General features: G+C 64.1%; 15 protein-coding genes. 4 read left to right on the forward strand and 11 right to left on the reverse strand.

The genetic code is table 11. From position 1 onward, the window contains the following. Positions 1–213 precede the first annotated feature (213 nt). A complete protein-coding gene (locus tag AC6H34_RS16465) occupies positions 214–867 on the forward strand; it encodes a tetratricopeptide repeat protein (protein ID WP_497539443.1) in 654 nt (217 codons plus the stop codon). A gap of 54 nt (positions 868–921) precedes the next feature. Here the strand turns inward: AC6H34_RS16465 and AC6H34_RS16470 are convergent, their stop codons facing one another. The 8 genes from AC6H34_RS16470 to AC6H34_RS16505 form a co-directional block, all read right to left on the reverse strand. Beyond that, positions 922–1,797: an MBL fold metallo-hydrolase gene (locus AC6H34_RS16470; RefSeq protein WP_497539444.1), complete on the reverse strand. Its 876-nt coding sequence runs from the start codon at positions 1,795–1,797 to the stop codon at positions 922–924. Positions 1,798–1,805: 8 nt separating this feature from the next. Then, the gene (gene glcF, locus AC6H34_RS16475; protein WP_497539445.1) at positions 1,806–3,140 is read right to left on the reverse strand and encodes a glycolate oxidase subunit GlcF; all 1,335 of its coding nucleotides are present in this window, start codon (positions 3,138–3,140) and stop codon (positions 1,806–1,808) included. Between the two features lie 2 nt (positions 3,141–3,142). After that, the gene (gene glcE, locus AC6H34_RS16480) at positions 3,143–4,315 is read right to left on the reverse strand and encodes a glycolate oxidase subunit GlcE (RefSeq protein ID WP_497539446.1); all 1,173 of its coding nucleotides are present in this window, start codon (positions 4,313–4,315) and stop codon (positions 3,143–3,145) included. A gap of 214 nt (positions 4,316–4,529) precedes the next feature. Next, positions 4,530–5,996 carry an FAD-linked oxidase C-terminal domain-containing protein gene (locus tag AC6H34_RS16485; protein ID WP_448148828.1) on the reverse strand — a complete coding sequence of 489 codons (1,467 nt, stop codon included), beginning with the start codon at positions 5,994–5,996 and terminating at the stop codon, positions 4,530–4,532. 82 nt (positions 5,997–6,078) lie between these two features. Next, positions 6,079–6,795, reverse strand: coding sequence for a type 1 glutamine amidotransferase (locus tag AC6H34_RS16490; protein ID WP_497539447.1), 717 nt, complete (start codon positions 6,793–6,795; stop codon positions 6,079–6,081). Between the two features lie 118 nt (positions 6,796–6,913). Further along, positions 6,914–7,630 (reverse strand): type 1 glutamine amidotransferase, encoded by a 717-nt coding sequence (locus AC6H34_RS16495; protein WP_497539448.1) that lies wholly within the window; start codon positions 7,628–7,630, stop codon positions 6,914–6,916. A gap of 6 nt (positions 7,631–7,636) precedes the next feature. After that, a complete protein-coding gene (locus tag AC6H34_RS16500; protein ID WP_497539449.1) occupies positions 7,637–9,592 on the reverse strand; it encodes an acetoacetate--CoA ligase in 1,956 nt (651 codons plus the stop codon). A gap of 147 nt (positions 9,593–9,739) precedes the next feature. After that, a complete protein-coding gene (locus tag AC6H34_RS16505; protein ID WP_497539450.1) occupies positions 9,740–10,762 on the reverse strand; it encodes a proline racemase family protein in 1,023 nt (340 codons plus the stop codon). A gap of 254 nt (positions 10,763–11,016) precedes the next feature. Here AC6H34_RS16505 and AC6H34_RS16510 point away from each other — a divergent pair, with 254 nt between their 5' ends. Then, on the forward strand, positions 11,017–12,882 hold the full coding sequence (locus tag AC6H34_RS16510) for an AsmA family protein (RefSeq protein WP_448148824.1): 1,866 nt from the start codon (positions 11,017–11,019) through the stop codon (positions 12,880–12,882). Positions 12,883–13,015: 133 nt separating this feature from the next. Here AC6H34_RS16510 and AC6H34_RS16515 read toward each other — a convergent pair whose 3' ends face one another. Genes AC6H34_RS16515 through AC6H34_RS16525 form a run of 3 tightly spaced genes read right to left on the reverse strand, consistent with a single transcriptional unit; the run spans position 13,016 to position 15,972 of the window. Next, positions 13,016–13,834 carry an ABC transporter permease subunit gene (locus AC6H34_RS16515; RefSeq protein ID WP_497539451.1) on the reverse strand — a complete coding sequence of 273 codons (819 nt, stop codon included), beginning with the start codon at positions 13,832–13,834 and terminating at the stop codon, positions 13,016–13,018. Beyond that, entirely contained in the window at positions 13,831–14,775 is a 945-nt protein-coding gene (locus tag AC6H34_RS16520; RefSeq protein ID WP_448148822.1) for an ABC transporter permease, read from the reverse strand. The genes AC6H34_RS16515 and AC6H34_RS16520 overlap by 4 nt, the downstream gene beginning before the upstream one ends. Positions 14,776–14,784: 9 nt before the next feature. After that, a complete protein-coding gene (locus AC6H34_RS16525; RefSeq protein WP_497539452.1) occupies positions 14,785–15,972 on the reverse strand; it encodes an ABC transporter ATP-binding protein in 1,188 nt (395 codons plus the stop codon). 357 nt (positions 15,973–16,329) lie between these two features. Here AC6H34_RS16525 and AC6H34_RS16530 point away from each other — a divergent pair, with 357 nt between their 5' ends. Together AC6H34_RS16530 and AC6H34_RS16535 are read left to right on the forward strand one after the other, a co-directional pair. Then, complete coding sequence (locus tag AC6H34_RS16530) at positions 16,330–17,763, forward strand: glutamine synthetase family protein (RefSeq protein WP_448148820.1); 1,434 nt, start codon at positions 16,330–16,332, stop codon at positions 17,761–17,763. Positions 17,764–17,897: 134 nt separating this feature from the next. Continuing rightward, positions 17,898–19,187: an NAD(P)/FAD-dependent oxidoreductase gene (locus AC6H34_RS16535; RefSeq protein WP_497539453.1), complete on the forward strand. Its 1,290-nt coding sequence runs from the start codon at positions 17,898–17,900 to the stop codon at positions 19,185–19,187. The last annotated feature ends 4 nt before the right edge of the window (positions 19,188–19,191 follow it).

The following is a 19,191-nucleotide window of genomic DNA, read 5'->3' on the forward strand; positions in this document are numbered from 1 at the left end:
TCGTCGGGGAGATGGATAGACCAATAAGCAGCCCCCTTGAAACCCATTATCCGCTTTTTTGCGGAAAACTTCCCGCTGACGAGGGAAGTATCGAAACGCGCGGCCCTCCGATTGCGGCCCGATGCCGGCACTCGCGCGAATTGACCTTTCGGCCGTCATCCGTCACAAGGTCCGGCACTTCCTTCCCATCCGCCCCTGCCTGGATGCAAAGACATGGCCGCCGACGCAAAACTGAAAAAAGCCATCGAACATCATGAGGCGGGTCGTCTCGACGTCGCGGAGGCCGCCTATCGCGAGATCCTCGCCGGGAATGCCAACGATTTCAATGCGTTGAACCTGCTCGGCACGCTGCTGATCCAGCGTGAGGCCTATGGCGATGCGGAAAGCGCCTTGCGAAGGGCCGTGCAGCTCAACCCGCGGAGCGCTGATGCCCAGATGCGGCTCGGCCTCGCCAATCGCGGTCTCGGCAACGCCAGCCGCGCCGAATTCTGCTTCCGCTCGGCCCTCGACATCGATCCGAAGTTCGCCGACGCGCATTTCAACTATGGCGGCCTGCTGGCCTCGCAGGGGCGCGGAGACGAGGCCCTGCGCGCCTTTCTCGCCTGCATCGGGGCCGATCCGCGCCATGCCGAGGCCCATCTCAACCTTGGCTACCTCCTGCTGCAGCATGAGCGCTTCGAGCCAGCCGCCGCACATTTCCAGCAGGCGCTTCAGCTGCGTCCCTCCGAGCCGGCCCTGATGGGCCTCGGCCACGCCGCGCGCGCCGGCGGCCAGCTGGACGAGGCGAGGAAGATCTTCGCCAAGGCCGTCGAACTCAATCCGGCGAACGAGGTCGCAAGGAAGAACCTGGCGGAACTGTCATCGTAACCTTTGGAGGGACGGCAGGCGTGCCAGCCTCGATGGGGTAGCCTCGGTCTGCCGTCACTTCTGCTTTTCGATTTGTGCCTGGACAGTCGCACCGAGATTCGTGCGATGGCATTCCTCGTAGAAGCCCACCAACTCGGCGGGCAGACTCGTCGGAACGGACACGAAGTCCTGAAGCCGGTATCCCTTGGCATGACAGAGATCCGGGTCGGTAAGCTGGCCCGGAGCAAGGCTTTCGACCCGTTCGGCCAAGGTATCGAAGTAGGCCAGGTTTTCACGGACGGTCAAAGGAGAAGACGTATTCCCGTGTGCGGGAATGACAATGTCGGCATCCAGGCTGCATATCTTCCCCAGCGACTCGCGCAATAGACGCAGATCCTTCGAACTCCTGCTCCAAACCTCCGGAATTGGATGCTCCACGGCATCGACCGCGAGGCAGGTGCGTAGCTCGCGGATCCAAATGGCGAGATGGTCGGGCGTATGGCCTGGGGTATGGAAGAGTTCCAGCGTCATGTCGCCGCCATCAAGCACTGCCGGTCCGGCGAATGTCACGGTCGGACTCACGAGTTCGACGTCCCGGAATCTTGGATCCTGACTGGCTTTTTCCCGTAAGGTCCTCTGCGCGGCAGGGTCACGCAAGCGTTCCAGAGCGGACGCATGAGCAAGGATGGGGGCACGGCCTGCAATGGCGGCATTGCCCCAGAAATGATCCCAGTCCATATGCGAGTTGACCACGATCAGGGGAAGGGAGGACGCCTCGATCCCAAGAAGATCCAAGGCCATGCGGCATTGCTCGGGCGTTCCCAACGTGTCCACCAGGACGTTGAACCTGCGTGTTCGGACAAACACGGCATCGACTTCGTTCTCGACGCGAACGATGCTGATTCGATCATCCAGGCCCGGGTAGGAGCATAATTCGACCGGTCTATTCAAGCTGAGCCTCATGCACCGTCGATGCGCCGGGGCTCCTCGGCTCTTGCCGGAAGGCCGCTCGGCCTCGGGCCGCCCGTCGCCCAGTCCAGCAGCTCCACCGTGTGGACGATCGGCGTCGCGGTGCCCTGCGCGAGCTGCGTCATGCAGCCTATATTGCCGGCTGCGATGATCTCGGGCCTGGTCGCGGCGATGTTGCCGAGCTTGCGCTCGCGCAGCCGTGCGGAAATCTCCGGCTGCAGCATGTTGTAGGTACCGGCGGAGCCGCAGCAAAGATGAGCTTCCGCCGCTTCCTTCACCACGAAGCCTGCCTGCTTCAGGAGGTTCTTGGGCGCCGTCTTGATCTGCTGGCCGTGCTGGAGCGAGCAGGCGGCATGATAGGTCACGCTCTGGCCGGTCTCCCTGGTCACCGGAAGAGGCGGGAGCGTCTCGAGATACTCGCTGATGTCCCTGGCTATGGCCGAGACGGCGGCTGCCTTCTGCGCATAGACCGGATCATCGCGCAGCATGAAGCCATAATCCTTGATCGTCGTGCCGCAGCCCGACGTGGTGATCAGGATGGCATCGAGCCCCGCAGCCATCTCCGTGATCCAGACATCGATATTGGTCTTGGCATATGCGAGGGCCGAGGCCTCCTTGCCCATGTGGTGAACCAGTGCTCCGCAGCAGCCTTCGCCCCTGGGCAGTACCACCTCGATGCCATGACGGTTGAGCAGGCGGATCGCCGCTTCGTTGATGCCGGGGGCGAGCTCGGCCTGCGCGCAGCCGGTAAGGAGAGCCACGCGGCCCTTTCGCTCGCCCCTGGGAACGAAATGGCCCGGCTGCGTCGCCGCGGACGCGGCGGGCAGGGAGGAGGGAGCCAGGGCGAGCATCGCCGCCAGCCGGCGGCCTTCGGGCAGTTTCGCGGCGAGACCGGCGAAGGGGCGGCCGAGGCGCGCCAGGGCCATGGCCCAGCGAAAGGCCTTGCGGTTGGGCAGTATCCTGGCCAGCACCGTGCGCAGAAGCTTCTCGCTGGCCGGCCGCTCGTAGGTCTTCTCGATATGAGCCCGCGCGTGATCGACCAGATGCATGTAGTGCACGCCCGAAGGACATGTCGTCATGCACGAGAGACAGGAGAGGCAGCGATCGACGTGCTTGACCACCTCGGCCGTGGCGGCCTTGCCGCCTTCGAGCATGTCCTTGATCAGGTAGATGCGTCCGCGCGGTGAATCGAGTTCGTCGCCGAGCAGCACATATGTAGGACAGGTAGCCGTGCAGAAGCCGCAATGCACGCAGGTGCGAAGAATCTGCTCGGATTCCTTCATATGCGGGTCGGCCAATTGCGCCAGGGAGAAATTCGTCTGCACTATCAAGCTCCCAGGCGGCCGGTGTTGAGGATGTCGGCGGGATCGAAGGCCTGCTTCACGCGCGCGCCGAGGGCCGAGAGAGCGCCCGTCTGTGCGCCGAAACTGAAGGTCTCTGCCCGATAGTCGGCGCTGGCGCGGGTCAGCATCGCGTGGCCGCCATGCGATCTCGCCACATTCGAGATCACCTCGGCGATCTCCGGTGTCTCGGAAGCGAGGAGCCAGACCAGACCGCCGCCCCAGTCGTAGAAGAGCTGGAGGTCGCCGTCCTTCCGCAAGGCTTGCGCGAGTGCGACGGCCTTGGAGGGCGCGACCGAGATGCGCCAGACAGCGCCATCCATCTGCGCGAAGGGAGCGACATCGGCGACCTGCCACCAGAAGCCTTGGCAAGCCTGGCTGTCGAGATGGTCCGGCGCGCCGAAGCGTTTCAGCAGGGCCGCGAGCTTCTCGCGCCGATAGGCGATCGAGCTTTCGAAATTCTCGAGCCGGAGCACGGTCTGCGCTGTTCCGGATGCAAGGGCGGCCGGCACATGCGCGGCCGCCGAAACCTCGAAGGGACTCGCGAGGGCGGCCGACATCAGCTCGACGGCCTTACCGTCGTCGAGCCCCTGCCAGACGAGTCCTGCGCTGGCTTCCGGCTTCGGCAGTACCTTGAACGTGACTTCGGTGAGGACGCCGAGCGTACCCCAGGAGCCTGCCATCAGCTTGGTGAGGTCGTAGCCGGTGACGTTCTTCATGACCCGTCCGCCGCTCTTGATCGTCTCGCCTTTGCCGTTGACCAGGCGTACGCCGATCAGGCTGTCGCGGCAGGCCCCCGCCGTGATGCGCCTCGGGCCTGAGATATTGGCGGCCACGAGCCCGCCAAGCGTCGGCTCGGCCGGGCCGCTGCCCAGCAGACCGCGCCAGTCCGCCGGTTCGAAGGGCAGCATCTGCCCCCTGTCGTCGAGCGCGGCCGTGAGCTCGGATAGGGGCGTCCCGGCCCGGGCCGAGATCACCATCTCGGCGGGCTCGTAGAGCGTGATGCCCGTCAGGGGTTTCGTGCTGAGCGGGACCGCGTTCACCGGCCGTCCGATCGCGTCCTTCGAGCCGCCGCCGCTGATGGCGAGGGGACGCTTCGAACGAAAGGAATCGGCGACGACCTCGGCGAGCTCGGCTTCGGTGACAGGGGTGTAGGTCATGACAGCGCTTCCCGGTGTGCAGAGGCCGAGAAGCCTCCCCCGCGCGGCAGGGGTGGGCAGCCGGAGGTGTGGTCGGGATAGGGCCCGGCGGACGTGATGCTCCTGCGGTCCGGGGAGCGACGGTTCATGCCGCGCCCCATGCGGTCCCCGTGCCCCTGCAAAATCTGCCCCAGCTGCGTGAGAGAGGCTCGTCGCGCCTCGCTTGGCCGGCGGTTCATTTCCACCCTCCCGGCCGCATGTCGAGCGGGAACACCTTGGCGGGATTGAGCAGCCATTTTGGATCGAAGGCGAGCTTCAGGTCGCGCTGCTGATCGAGATCGACCTGGTTGAACTGTTCGCGCATCAGATCCCGCTTTTCGATCCCCACGCCATGCTCGCCGGTCAGGCAGCCACCGGCTTCCACGCACAGGCGGAGGATATCGAAGCCGCAGGCCTCAGCCTTCTCGCGCTGGTTGGCGTCGTTGACGTTGTAGAGCACCAGTGGATGCAGGTTTCCGTCACCGGCATGGAAGACATTGGCGACGCGCAGGCCGTAACCCTGTGTGATCTCGTCGATGCGCTGCAGCACCCTTGGAAGCTGGCCGGTCGGGATGGTGCCGTCCATGCAGATATAGTCGGCGATGCGGCCCGTGGCGCCGAAGGCGGATTTGCGTCCCTTCCAGATCGCCGCGCTTTCAGCCTCCGACTTCGAAATCTTGATGGTGCTTGCCCCATGTTCCTGGGCCATTGCGGATATCAGGCCAAGCAAGCGGTCGATCTCCGCATTGGAACCCTCCACTTCGATGATCAACATGGCGCCGGCATCGAGTGGATAGCCGGCATGGGCAAATCCTTCGGTGATCTCGATGGCAAGCCTGTCCATATATTCGATCGCCACGGGGATGATACCCGAGGCGATGATGGCGGCAACACAGCGCCCTGCATCCTCGGGCGTCGGAAAGCCCACGAGCATGGGCCGAGCCCCCTCGGCCATCGGCAGGATGCGGACGATTGCCTCGGTCACGATGCCGAACTGGCCCTCCGAGCCGATGACGATGCCAAGCAGGTCGTAGCCGTCGGCATCCATGGTGTCACCGCCGATGTCGAGGATGTCGCCCTCCATCGTCACCAGGCGAACGCCGAGGATATTGTTGGTGGTTACACCATATTTCAGGCAATGCGCGCCGCCGGAGTTCATCGCGATATTGCCGGCGATGGTACAGGCGAGCTGGCTGGACGGATCGGGCGCGTAGAAGAAGCTCTCATGGGCCACGGCGCCGGAAATGCCGAGATTGGTGATGCCCGCCTGAACGCGGGCGAGCCGATCCTCGAAACGCAGCTCAAGCACCTTGTTCATCTTGGACAGGCCTACGACCACGGCATCGGCCTGGGGCAGGGCTCCGCCGGCGAGCGAGGTGCCGGCGCCGCGGGGGATGACGGGAACTCCCTGGGCATTGAGGAATTTCAGGACCGCGGCAACTTCCTCCGTGGTCTCGGGAAGAACGACTGCGAGGGGAATGGCGCGATAGGCGGTGAAGGCGTCCGTCTCGTAGGCACGGCGTTCGTCCTCGCTGCTGATGAGGTTCTCGGCCGGCACGAGTTTCGCCAATCCGTCCACGATCGCCTGACGGCGCGCGAGGATAGCCGGGTCTGGCGACGGCATGGGAATGCCTGTCGTGTTTTGCGCCGTTCCTTCGGGCATGGTTCGTTCCTCCAGGGGGCAGCCAGATTCTCCATCCCGCACTCTTTCGTCGGGCTATGTGAGAAGCTGGCGATCCCGCACGCTATTCTCGCGCGAGCTGCATGAAATTGCGATAGAGAATGGCGGCATTGGCTTCAAATGCCGCAGCATGGGCAGCAATCTCGGCCAGAAGCCTTTCCATGGCGCCTTCGCCGTTCGTCCGCTCCAGGGCGGCCCGGTAATCGGGAACGCAAGCCCACTCCCGGATGGCCTCGAGCTGGGCCTCGACGTGGTACTGCATGCCCCAGGCGCGCGGCGCGGCCCGGAAGGCCTGGGCCGGGCAAAGCGGGGAGGAGGCCAGCACTTCGGCGCCGTCCGGCGGCTGGGCTACCCGCACCGAATGCCATTGCAACGCCGGGAAACGTGGTGCGAGGCCCTCGAACAACGGATCGAGCCGGCCGTGTGTCGTCAGCTCGACGTCGAAAACGCCCACTTCCGGCGGCTTCTGGGGCCCGCAGGTTCCCCCAAGCGCATCGGCAAGCAGTTGGTGGCCGAGGCAGATACCGAGGAATGGACGCTGCAATTCACGGACCCAGCGCCGGATGACGCGCTTCTCCTCGATCAGCCAGGGAAAATCCTCGACATCCCAGACATCCATTGCTCCACCCATCACCCAGAGGGCATCGTAGGGTTCGAGCGGCGGGATGGTACCACCCTCGTCGAGTTCTATCGCGTCCCAGGACACGTCATCCCGCGCGAAGAAGGAACGGAAGATGCCGGGATGCTCGGAAGCCAGGTGCTGGAGGACGAGGATGCGCATGGAGATTCGGCCAATTTGTCAGTGCACGGGCATCGGACAGGATTGGACCGGTTTGATCAAGTCCCAGCACACGCTTCGCGAGGCAGGCAGGAAAGCCACCCATCCCTGACGTCTCGCTTCAGCACTGCACGGCCTGCATGAAGTTGCGATAGAACAGGGCGGCGTTGCCCCCGAGTTCGCCGGAGCGGCTCTTCACCTCCGCCTCCAGGCGTCCCATCGCGCCCTCGCCGTGAACGTGCTCGAAGGAGACCCGGGAGTCGCCCTGGGTGCTCCAGTCCCGCACGGACTGGTCATCTGCCTCGGCGTGGAATTGCACGCCCCAGGCGCGTGGCGCGGCCTGCATGGCTTCCACCCCGCAATTGGAGCTTCGTGCCAGCACATGTCCGCTCTCGGGCGGTTGGGCAACGCGCACGCCGTGCCACTCCAGCGCATGGAAGCGCGGGGTGATCCCGGCGAACAGCGGATCCTCCATGCCGGCGGCCGTCATCTCCATCTCGACCAGTCCGATCTCGGACCGGCGCATGGGGCCGCATGTGCCGCCCAGCGCGTCCGCCAGCAGCTGATGGCCGAGGCAGAAGCCGAGGAAGGGCCGCTGCAGTTCACGTACCCAGCGGCGGATGGCACGCTTCTCCTCGACCAGCCAGGGATGGTCGTCGACATCCCAGACGTTCATCTCGCCGCCCATCACCCACAGGGCGTCATAGGTCTCCATCGCGGGAATCGGCTCTCCCCGGTCGAGGCGAACCGTGTCGCAGTCGACACCGTCCTTGGCGAACAATGCGCGGAAAATACCGGGGTGGCCGTCGGCAAGATGTTGGAAGACGAGGAGGCGCATGGGCACTCAGACTTTCAGTTCCGGGAGATCCCTGTAGAGCGCCAGCGCCTCGGGGTTCGCGAGAGCCTCCTGGTTCTTCACCTCCCTTCCGGCCACGATGTCGCGCACGGCGAGTTCCGTGATCTTGCCGGACTTGGTGCGCGGGATATCCGTCACCTGGATGATTCTGGCCGGTACGTGGCGGGGCGAGGCGCCGGTGCGGATCTGGCGCTTGATCCTGTCGACCAGGCCGTCATCGAGTGCCAGGCCATCGCGCAGGCGAACGAACAGCACGATCCGCACGTCGCCGTCCCAGTCCTGGCCGATGGCGATCGCCTCCAGCACGTCGGGAATTTTCTCGACCTGCGCATAGAGTTCCGCGGTGCCGATCCGCACGCCGCCCGGATTGAGCGTGGCGTCGGAACGGCCGTGAATGATCAGGCCGCCATGGCGAGTCCATTCGGCGAAATCGCCGTGATGCCAGACATTATCGAAGCGCTCGAAATAGGCGGCGGTGTATTTCCTGCCGTCGGGATCGTTCCAGAACATCACCGGCATGGAGGGGAAAGGTCGGACGCAGACGAGTTCGCCCTTCTCCTCGCGCACCGACTTGCCGTCATCGTTCCATACGTCCACCGCCATGCCGAGGCCGGCAGCCTGGATCTCGCCTGACCAGACCGGACTGGTGGGGTCGCCGAGGACGAAGCAGGAGACGATGTCGGTGCCTCCGGAGATGGAAGCGAGGTGGAGATCGCTCTTCACCTCCTCGTAAACCCAGCGGAATCCCTCCGGCGACAGGGGGGAACCGGTGGAAGTCATCAGCTTGAGGGCCGAAAGGTCGTGCGTGGTGCGCGGCGCAAGGCCGGCCTTGTGGGCCGCGTCGATATATTTGGCGGAGGTGCCGAACAGCACGCCCTTCTCGCGGCTGACGAAGTCGAAGAGCACGCTCGAAACCGGATGAAAGGGCGAGCCGTCGAAGAGGAGCAGAGTCTCCCCGTTCGCAAGACCTGCCACCAGCCAGTTCCACATCATCCAGCCGCAGGTCGTGAAATAGAAGCTCCGGTCACCCGGGCGCAGGTCGCACTGGTAGCGATGTTCCTTGACGAGCTGCAGCAAGGTTCCCCCGGCGCCATGCACGATGCATTTCGGTACGCCGGTGGTGCCGGAGGAATAGAGGATGAAGAGAGGGTGGTTGAAGGGCAGGCGTTCGAATGCCACGGGCTTGGTCGCGAAGGGGTCGATGAAGCCCTCGAACGAGACGGCGCTCGTGATGCGTTCCGCGAGCGCCTCCGCGTCGCCGATATAGGGCACGATAACGGTTCTCGCGCGCAGCTGTGGGGCGATGGCCGACACCTTCTCGGCGTTGTCGATACGTTTGCCGGCATACCAGTAGCCGTCGATGGCGAAGAACAGCTTGGGTTCGATCTGGCCGAAACGATCGAGAACGCCGCGCTCGCCGAAATCCGGCGAGCAGGAGGAGAAGATCGCGCCGATCGAAGCCGCCGCGAGCATGATCGCGATGGTCTCGGGACGATTCGGCATCATGGCGGCGACGCGATCTCCCACCCCGACGCCTTCCGCGCGCATTGCCTGCTGCAGGCGCGACACGAGGGCATGGAGCTCGCGCCAGCTCACCGTGAAGCCGACCTTGTCCTCGCCCTGGAAGATTAGGGCCGGCCGATCGTCTTCGCGGACCAGGAGGTTCTCGGCGAAGTTCAGGCGGGCATCCGGAAAAAAGCGGGCCTTCTGGATGTCGTCGAGGTCGATGGCGGAGCGCTCGCCCTTCTCGCCCTTGATGCCGCCGTCATCCCAGACGAGGCTCCAGAAGTCCCCTTGCTTCTCGATCGACCAGCGATGCAGGTCGGCATAAGTCCCGAGCGACAGCTGGTGGCGGGCATTGGCCGCGGCGATGAGAGCCATGACCTGCGTCCCCGCGATGCGTTCGGGCGAGGGGGTCCAAAGCGGTTTATCGGCAGTCGACATGAAGGGATCCTGGCAGGCGAGGCTTCGCGGGCGCGGACATCTTGTCCGCATCTTCCTTTGCCGCAAGCGCAATATTTCCGAAAGCGGAGAAGATCTCCGTGGCGGCATTGCAGCGGCGATCTTGGGCCGCCACTCCGGTTGCGATCATCATTCGCGCAGTGCGCCATAAGTAGCCGGCAACACGAAGCCGTGGCCGAGCGGATCGTCCGGGTCGATCCGGAAAGTGGCCGTCCCGCTAAAGGCCGACTGGCCGGCGACGCGAACCCGGACGGTGCCGTCCTTCACTTGCGTGATGCGAGCGTGGAAAGGCAGTCCCGTCGGCCCCATGAAGCGACGCTCCGCTCCCTCGCCGACCAGACCGCGGGCGTGGTCCCGCACCATGCGCGCGGTGACGCCGCTGCCAGTGGGGCTGCGGTCGATCTGCCCTTCGGCGAAGATGCACAGATTGTAGCTGGGCTCGGTCCCCGCGGCATCGTCGGTGAGGATCGTGCCATAGAGAAAGCCAAGATCGTCTTCCTCCGGATGGGCGATGCCGAGGTTCCGGCGGCCCGCGGCGGTGATGGCCGTGCCGGCTGCGACCAACCGTTCCAGAGGCGTCGAGAAGAAATCCAGGCCAAGCCGGGAAGCAGGCAGGATCGCATAGAAGGCTCCGCCGAAGCTGATGTCGCAGGTGATGCGGCCAAAACCCGGCACATCCAGCTCGGCGTCCTTCTGGCTGAGAAAGGCGGGCACGCTCTCGAACGCCGTCTCCACTACCCGGCCCGCTTCGACGCGGCAGCTGACGTCGACCACCCCGCACGGCAGTTCAAGGGCAAAGCGCGTTTCCGGTTCCTGCGCCGCCACCTGCCCGCTTTCCACCAGCCATTTGCCGATGGCGATGGTGGCGTGGCCGCACATGGTGCTGTAGCCCTCGTTATGGGTGAACAGCGCGGCAAAGGCCGCTTCCGGTGCATGCGGCTTGACAGGAATGACGCCGTACATGCCGGCGTGGCCGCGCGGCTCCAGCATCATGGCCTTTCGCAGCGCATCGTGCTCGGCCAATGCCTCGCGCCGCTTGTCGAGTATGGTGGTGCCGGTGAGTTCGGGATAGCCCTCGGTGACGATGCGTACGGGTTCGCCGGCCGTATGCATGTCGACAATGCCCAGCGTGCGCATTTGCGACTTTCCCATTATGGTTTCCAGCCTTATTAACCAAGTCTGTGCAAGGGTATCGCCATGCATGGGCTTGCAATACCCCAGGACGGTCACATATTTCGTCGGTTCGGCCATGGATTGCAGCGCATGGCGGGCATCATAAGCCGGCCTCGCTTTTACCACGATGGCCTGCCATCTATAGTGAATTGCGTTTGTGAGTCAGGCCCGCCCGTCAGGCGCGCGCGATTGATAATCAAACATGTTTTGATCGAGTGAGGCGCGGATCCCGCATGAAGCGTATTGGGCTGTCACTAGCCGCCATCGCTGCCGCGCTCGTCGCCTTGGTTCTCATCGTACCCTCGCTGGCGCCTGAGAGCGCGCTTCGCGACGCGCTCACGCGACAGATCGTGGCTCTCACGGGACGCACGCCGCAGGTCGACGGACCGGTGCACCTGTCCTGGGCGCCGATGCCCACGCTGCTGGTCGAGAAGGTGACGATTCCGGGCGGCGAGGGCATGCCGCCGCTGCTTGCCGCTGACAAATTGCAGGGGTCTCTGAACCTCATACCGCTCCTCGTCGGCCGCATCGAGGTCTCCGGCCTGATGTTGAAGAGGGCGCGCATCGGGCTCACCGCCACCAAGGCCAACAATCATTCATGGGATTTCAAGACCGGCGTGCTGGCGGATGCGGCCGATGGCCATTTCGACAAGGCGATGCCGATTTCCTCGCTGCGCCTGATCGACAGCTCCATTCAATATGCCGATGCGGGCTCGGGCCAGTCGACCTCGGTGTCGATAGAGGACGCGACGCTGGCGTGGTCGGGCCTCACCAACGCCATGTCGGCGACCGGTGTCATCAACTGGCGCGACCGCAATGCGGAGATCGCGATATCGCTGGCCGAGCCCGCGAGCCTGATCTCGGGCGGCAAGTCCGACGCGCGGGCTCGAATCAAGGGCGAGATGCTCAATCTGAATGCCAGCGGCACCGTGGATGGCGACGGTAAGCTGGACGGGCAGCTCTCCGCCGGCGGCACGTCATTGCGTGAAACCCTGCGCTGGCTGGGGCTGCCCCTGCCGGACGGCAGCAGCCTCGCCGCCTTCGAGGTGCAGTCGCCGCTCACGGTGGACAGCACCGGGATTTCCCTGAACGACGTCCAGCTCTCGCTCGACGGGAATGAGGCCGAGGGCTCGCTGCTCGTGCAGTTGGCCGGCGATCGCCCCAAGATCAGCGGGACGCTGGCGGCTGATACGATCGATCTGACCGCCTATTCCGACGAAGCCCAGCGCGCCGGCAGCATACCCAAGCAGTGGCGGGAGGATCGCATCAACATCAAGGGCCTGTTGGTCAGCGATCTGGACCTGCGCATTTCCGCCGGCGAGACGGTGATCGACAAGGTGAAACTCGGTCGCACGGCGGCGACGATTTCCACGCATGACGGCCTGTTCGAGTTCGCGCTCGGTGAGGCGGCCGCCTATGGCGGCACGGTGAACGGCAATCTTACCCTCAAGAATGTCGGCAAAGGCGTCGAGTTCACGGCCTCCGGCAATTTCAGTTCGGTCGAGATGGGGAAATCCCTGGTCGATCTCTTCGGCTTCCACCGCATCGAGGGCGCTGGAGAAGGAACCATCGAGGTGACCGGCACCGGCGCCACGGTGGCCGATCTGCTGCGGTCTCTGGAAGGGCGCGCCGATATCAGCGTCGCCAATGGCGCGCTTGTCGGCATCGATCTGGCCGACCTCATGCAGAAGATCGAGAAGCGTCCGCTCTCGGCGCGCTTCGAGTCCGGCTATGGCGGCCGCACCACGTTCGACACCGCCAAGGCGAGCTTCAAGATTGCGCAGGGCATGGCCAAGACCACCGACTGCCGCATGGAAAACGGATCGCTTTCGGTCACACTGGCCGGGCAGACGAATATCGCCCTGCGCAGCCTCGACATGGCAGGCATGGCCAACTGGAGCGATGGCGACGGAGCCGACCCCTTCCACCTGCCGTTCCGCGTGTATGGCGGGTGGGAAGTGCCGGTGGTCGAGCCTGACACCGAAGCGCTCATCCGTCGTTCAGGCGCTGCCGCCCCGCTTCTGCGCAGCTTCGCCAAGCCGGGCCAGGACGTGACGCAGGATTCGGCAACGAGCTTGCCGGCCTCCTCGGCACAATGACCGGGGAGGGCGGGTCCTCCTGCTCCTTGAAGCATCCTCCATAAAACAGGAAAGGCGCAGACGGGGTTTCCCGTCAGCGCCTTCGTCGCGTTTGTCCTCGATATCCTGGGGCGATAGAGGCTTGGCGGGCGCACTACCCGGCGGCTGCCAGCCTCTCGGCCCTCTCACGCTCTGCCTCGGCGCGCCGCGTGTAGATGGAGGCGATGACGACGCCGATGGCGACGACGGTCAGCATCAGCGTGCATGCGGCATTGATCTCGGGCGTCACGCCGCGCCGGACCTGCGAGTAGATCATCATCGGAAGCGTATTGGCGCCTGGCCCGGTGGTGAAGCTGGCAATGACGAGATCGTCGAGCGACAGCGTGAACGCCAGCATCCAGCCGGAGATCACGGCCGGGGCTATGATAGGCAGGGTGATTAGGAAGAAGGCCTTGAACGGGCGGCAGCCGAGATCAAGCGCTGCCTCTTCCAGCGAGCGATCGAATGTGACCAGGCGGGACTGAACCACCACGGCGACGAAGCACATGGTGAGGGTCACATGGGCAAGGGTCACCGTCCAGAAGCCACGATCGACGCCAACCGCCACGAAGAGCAGCAGGAGTGACACGCCGATGATGATTTCCGGCATCACCAGCGGGGCATAGACCATGGCCGAGAAGGCCATGCGGCCGTGAAAGCGTCCCATGCGCACCAGCACGATGGCGGCCATCGTGCCGAGGATCGTGGCGATCGTCGCCGAGAGGGCGCCGACGCGCACGGTGATCCAGGCCGCGTCGAGGAAGGCCTGGTCGTGGAAGAGCGTGCCGTACCAGCGCGTCGACCAGCCGCCCCAGACCGTCACCAGGCGCGAATCGTTGAAGGAGTAGACCACCAGGATCAGGATCGGCAGATAGAGGAAGGCCAGGCCGAACGTGACCGAGACCACATTGAACAGGGAGGCCTGGTTTTTCATCGATCGACCTCCAGCTGCTTGGCCTGGACGTGCTGGTAATAGGTGATCGGACCCACCAGCACGATGAGGAGGATGATCGCGAGCGCCGAGGCGCCGGGCCAGTCGCGGTTCAGGAGGAAGAGGTCGTAGAGCGACTTGCCGATCATCAGGGTGGTCGAGCCGCCGAGAAGATCCGGGATGACGAACTCGCCCACCGCCGGGATGAAGCAGAGCATGAAGCCGGCGATCACCCCGGGCAGGGAGAGCGGGAACGTCACCAGCCAGAAGGCCTTTATCGGCTTGCAGCCGAGGTCGGCGGCCGCCTCCAGGAGGGTATGGTCCATCTTCTCCAGCGACGAGTAGAGCGGCAGGATCATGAAGGGCAGGTAGGAATAGACGATGCCGATGAAGATCGCATAGTTGGTGTTGAGGATCTGCAGCGGGTGATCCATGTCGACCAGGCCGATCTTGGACAGCGCCAGGTTGAGCAGCCCCTCGGGCTTCAGGATGCCGATCCAGGCATAGACCCGGATCAGGAACGAGGTCCAGAACGGCAGGATCACCAGCATCAGCAGCGTTGCGCGCAGGTTCTTCGGCGCGCGGGCCATGCCGTAGGCGATGGGATAGCCGATCACGAGAAGCAGGATCGTGGAAATGAAGGCAATGACGACGCTTGAAAGATAGGACTTGATGTAGAGCGAGTCGCCGTCCTCGCCCCATATGTTGAAGATGCTGTAGTAATTGTCGAAATTGAGCTGGGAAAAGAAGTCGCTGACACTGTGCCAGGTGCCATCGAAGCTGAAGACGGGCGTATAGGGCGGGTTGCCGTCCGCGACCGTGCTGAGGGAGATCTTCAGAACGATCAGGAAGGGAATGGCGAAGAAGACAAGCGACCACAGATAGGGCGTCGCGATCACAAGAAACCGGCCCCAGGTCGAGGACTTCGAGGAAGCGGAAGCCATGTCTGCCTCCTACTTGGTCAGCAGCAGGCCGGCATCCGGCGCAAAGCTGACATGGACCTTGTCTTCCCAGGTGATCGGCCGCTCGACGAAGCGGCTCATATTGGCCGAACTCACGCGCAGGTGCTGGCTGAAGCCGGGAACCTCCACGACGTAGTTCGTCCAGTCGCCGAGATAGCCGATATCGAAGACTTCACCCGGCAGGCTGTTGGTCCCGGCAGGCGGCGCATCGAGGGAAATGCGCATCTTCTCCGGGCGGATGGCGAGGAAGACGCTCTGGCCCACGCTGAGCGGCTCGCTGCTTTCGACCTTGAAGGCATTGTTGCCGGGGGAGGACAGGGTGACCGTGCTGCCCTGGATACCGGTGACCTTGCCATCAAAGATGTTGATGTTTCCGATGAAGTCGGCGACGTAACGCGAATTCGGCTGCTCGTAGATCTCGCCCGGCGTAGCCACCTGCACCAGCTTGCCGTGGTCCATCACGGCGATGCGGTCGGACATCGTCATCGCTTCTTCCTGGTCATGCGTGACGATGATGAAGGTAATTCCGAGCTCGACCTGGATATCCATCAGTTCGAACTGGGTTTCCTCGCGCAGCTTCTTGTCCAGCGCGCCGAGAGGCTCATCCAGCAAGAGCACTTTCGGCTGCTTGGCGACAGCGCGGGCGAGAGCGACGCGCTGGCGCTGCCCTCCCGAAAGCTGGTGCGGCTTGCGCCCCGCGAATTTCTCCAGCTTCACCAGCTTCAGCATCTGGTTGACGCGTTCCTGGATCTGCGACTTCGGCATCTTGTCCATCTTGAGGCCGAAGGCGATGTTGTCGGCCACCGTCATATGCGGGAACAAGGCGTAGGACTGGAACATCATGTTGGCCGGCCGCTCGTAGGGCGGCACGCCGGCGAGATCCTTGCCGGCCAGGGTGATGCGCCCCGAGGTCGGTTCCTCGAAGCCGGCGAGCATGCGCATCAGCGTGGTCTTGCCGCAGCCGGACGGGCCGAGGAGGGAGAAGAATTCACGCTGGTGAATGTCGATCGAGACCTCGTTGACGGCGACGAAATCGCCGAAGCGCTTGGTGACATTCTCGAAGCGGATGAGTGGAACAGCGGACGGATCGTTCCAGGGCTGGAATTTTCGGCGAACACCCCCGATCGCCGTTTGCGATTTTATCGGCGCCTCGGCGCCGCCCCCGTCTGTAACACTCATGATATCCCGTCTGGCTGTTGTCGTTGGGCGCAGCCTAAACCGGGAAGTCGATGGCGGTCTACTGAAGAAATTGGGGTTTGATTCTATTTTGTGATCACATTTTCGCTGGGGCATAATTGACTTTTGCAGTCCGCTGAAGGCAGTGTGTCGTCAGCGTCGGTCCACCGATGCCTCTTTTGCGCGTCATCCTCGATGCGCGGCGCGTGCGCCTCCGCCCTCCTAAACCAAGGGCCCGAACCGGAGGTTAGTCGCGTGATGATCCCGGGTAGGCTTTCCCAGCCTGTCCTTCCGGATCGTCAAACAGGTCGCCGGCGCTTGTTTCGGGTCGCCTCTCCGCATTCGCGGGGTGGAAGCCGCATGTGTGCGACGATGAGCAAGAAGAAAAAATCAGACAAGCTGGATGCCACCGGCGTGGCGGATATCGATTCCGCCCGAGGCATTTCCGGCGTGGAGAGTGCGAAGGACTGGTTCCGCGCTCGCGACATCGAGGAAATCGAGTGCCTCGTGCCCGACCAGGGCGGCGTCGCCCGCGGCAAGATCATGCCGGTGTCCAAGTTCCTGAACGCCCCCGTGATGAACCTGCCCCTCTCGATCTTCTATCAGTGCATCACGGGCGAATATCCCGCCTATGAAGGCCTGGTCGATGCGGTCGAGGCTGACACCGACATGTTCATGCAGCCGGACTGGTCCACGCTGACCTCGGTGCCCTGGGCGATGGACCCGACGGCCCAGGTCATCCACGACGCCGTCACCCGCGACGGTCGCCCCGTCGAGCAGGCTCCGCGCCAGGTGCTCCGGCGCATCCGCGAGCTCTACCGCAAGAAGGGCTGGCAGCCTGTGGTGGCGCCTGAAATCGAGTTCTATCTTGTCGAGCCCAACACCGATCCCGACTATCCCCTGAAGCCCCCCGTCGGCCGTTCCGGTCGACCGGAGATCGGCCGCCAGGGCTATTCGATCTCGGCCGTCAACGAGTTCGATGCCGTCTTCGAGGACATCTACAAATATTCCGAGCTCCAGGGGCTGGAGATCGACACGCTGATCCACGAGGACGGCGCCGCGCAGATGGAAATCAATCTGCGTCACGGCGATCCCCTCGAACTCGCCGACCAGGTCTTCCTGTTCAAGCGCACGATCCGCGAGGCGTCGCTGCAGCACAAGATCTATGCGACCTTCATGGCCAAGCCCATCGCGGGCGAGCCGGGTTCGGCGCTGCACATCCATCAGTCGATCGTGGATTCCGACTCCGGGCATAACATCTTCTCGGACCCGGACACGGGTGGCCCGACGCCGCTGTTCTTCTCCTTCATCGCGGGGCAGCAGAAATATTTGCCGGCTATCATGTGCATGCTCGCGCCTTATGTGAACTCCTACCGGCGCCTCGCCCGCGACTCCATGGCTCCGATCAACGTGCAGTGGGGCTATGACAACCGGACTGCCGGCCTGCGCGTGCCGCCATCCGGCCCGGCTGCCCGGCGCGTCGAGAACCGGGTACCGTCCTCCGACGCAAACCCCTATCTCGCCATCGCCGCGGTGCTCGCGGCCGGCTATCTCGGCATGACCGAGGAACTGGAAGCGACGTCGCCCATCGAGTCCGACGCCAAGAACCGCGACTTCGAGCTGCCCCGCGGCCTTCTGGAGGCGGTGGCCGAGCTCGAGGAATGCGAGCCCATCAAGCAGGTCATGGGAGCGTCCTTCGTCACGGCCTATACGGCCATCAAGAAGCAGGAATACGAGACGTTCATGAGGGTGATCAGCCCGTGGGAACGCGAGCACCTGTTGCTGAACGTATGATCCTGTTCCTCCATCTGCAGGCGGGATGAAGCAAAAGGAAGTGCCGGCCAGCAGGCCGGCATCTCCCTCGCCGGCACGGTACCGTTACCCAGTAGGTCGACCGCAAGGTCGACCTCCATTCCCGAATCGCCATCATGACCGAGAACACCGGCCATCCGGCCACTTCCTACTACACCGCCACGGCCCATAAGCTCGATCCCCAGCCTGCGCTCGCGGGCGATCAGCGGGCCGACGTCTGCATCGTCGGCGCGGGCTATACCGGCCTTGGTGCCGCGCTTGCCCTGGTCGAGCGCGGCCTTTCGGTGATCATCCTGGAGGCAGCCCAGATCGGGTCCGGTGCCTCGGGGCGCAATGGCGGCCAGATCCACTCCGGCCAGCGGCGCGACCAGGACTACCTCGAAGGCCTCGTGGGGCTGGACGGGGCCAAGGCCCTGTGGAACATGGCGGAGGACGCCAAGGCCCATCTCAAGGATCTGGTCGCAAGATACCGGATCGATTGCGACTACAGGAGCGGCATCCTGATCGCAGACCACAAGCCCCACTATGTCGAGATGTCCAGGGCCTATGCCGAGAAGCTGCGCACGGTCTACGGCTACGACAAGGTGGAAGCCGTCGACAAGCAGCAGCTTGACGCGCTGCTCGGCGCGACCGGCTACTATGGCGGCTTCATCGACCATGATGGCGGTCACCTGCACCCGCTCAATCTCGCGCTCGGTCTCGGCCGGGCCGCGCTCGAGGCCGGGGTCAGGATCTACGAGCAGTCCAAGGCGACGGTCTACGAAGCCCAGGGCGGCAAGGCAGTGGTACGGACGGACGGGGGCAGCGTATCGGCCGACTGGCTGATCCTGGCGGGAGACGGCTATCTCTCGGGCCTCGACGCCTACACCGAGGCTCGGGTGATGCCGATCAACAATTTCATCCTGGCCACGCAGCCCTTCTCCGACAACGAGGCGAAGGCGCTGATCGCCAACAATTATGCGGTGGCCGACAGCCGCTTCGTCGTGAACTACTACCGCCTGTCCGCGGACCGGCGTCTCATTTTCGGCGGTGGCGAGAATTACAGCTCGGGCTTTCCTTCCGACATGAAGGCCTTCGTGCGCAAGCGCATGCTGAAGGTCTTTCCGCAACTCGCCGACAAGCCCATCGACTATGCCTGGGGCGGCACGCTCGGCATCACCGCCACCCGGCTGCCTTTCGTGCGTCGCCTCGCGCCGAATGTCCTGACGGCTTCGGGCTATTCGGGGCAGGGGGTGATGCTGGCGCCTTATTTCGGCAAGATCCTCGCCGATGTCACGGCGTCCACGCTCGGTGAGTTCGATCGCCTCTCCGCCCTGCCGACGCCGCCCTTCCCGGGCGGTCGCCTCTTGCGTTGGCCGACCCTGGTGGCCGGCATGAGCTATTACGCGCTGAGGGACAGGCTCTAAGCGC

This window comes from Labrys sp. ALF-8 (genome assembly GCF_059699065.1).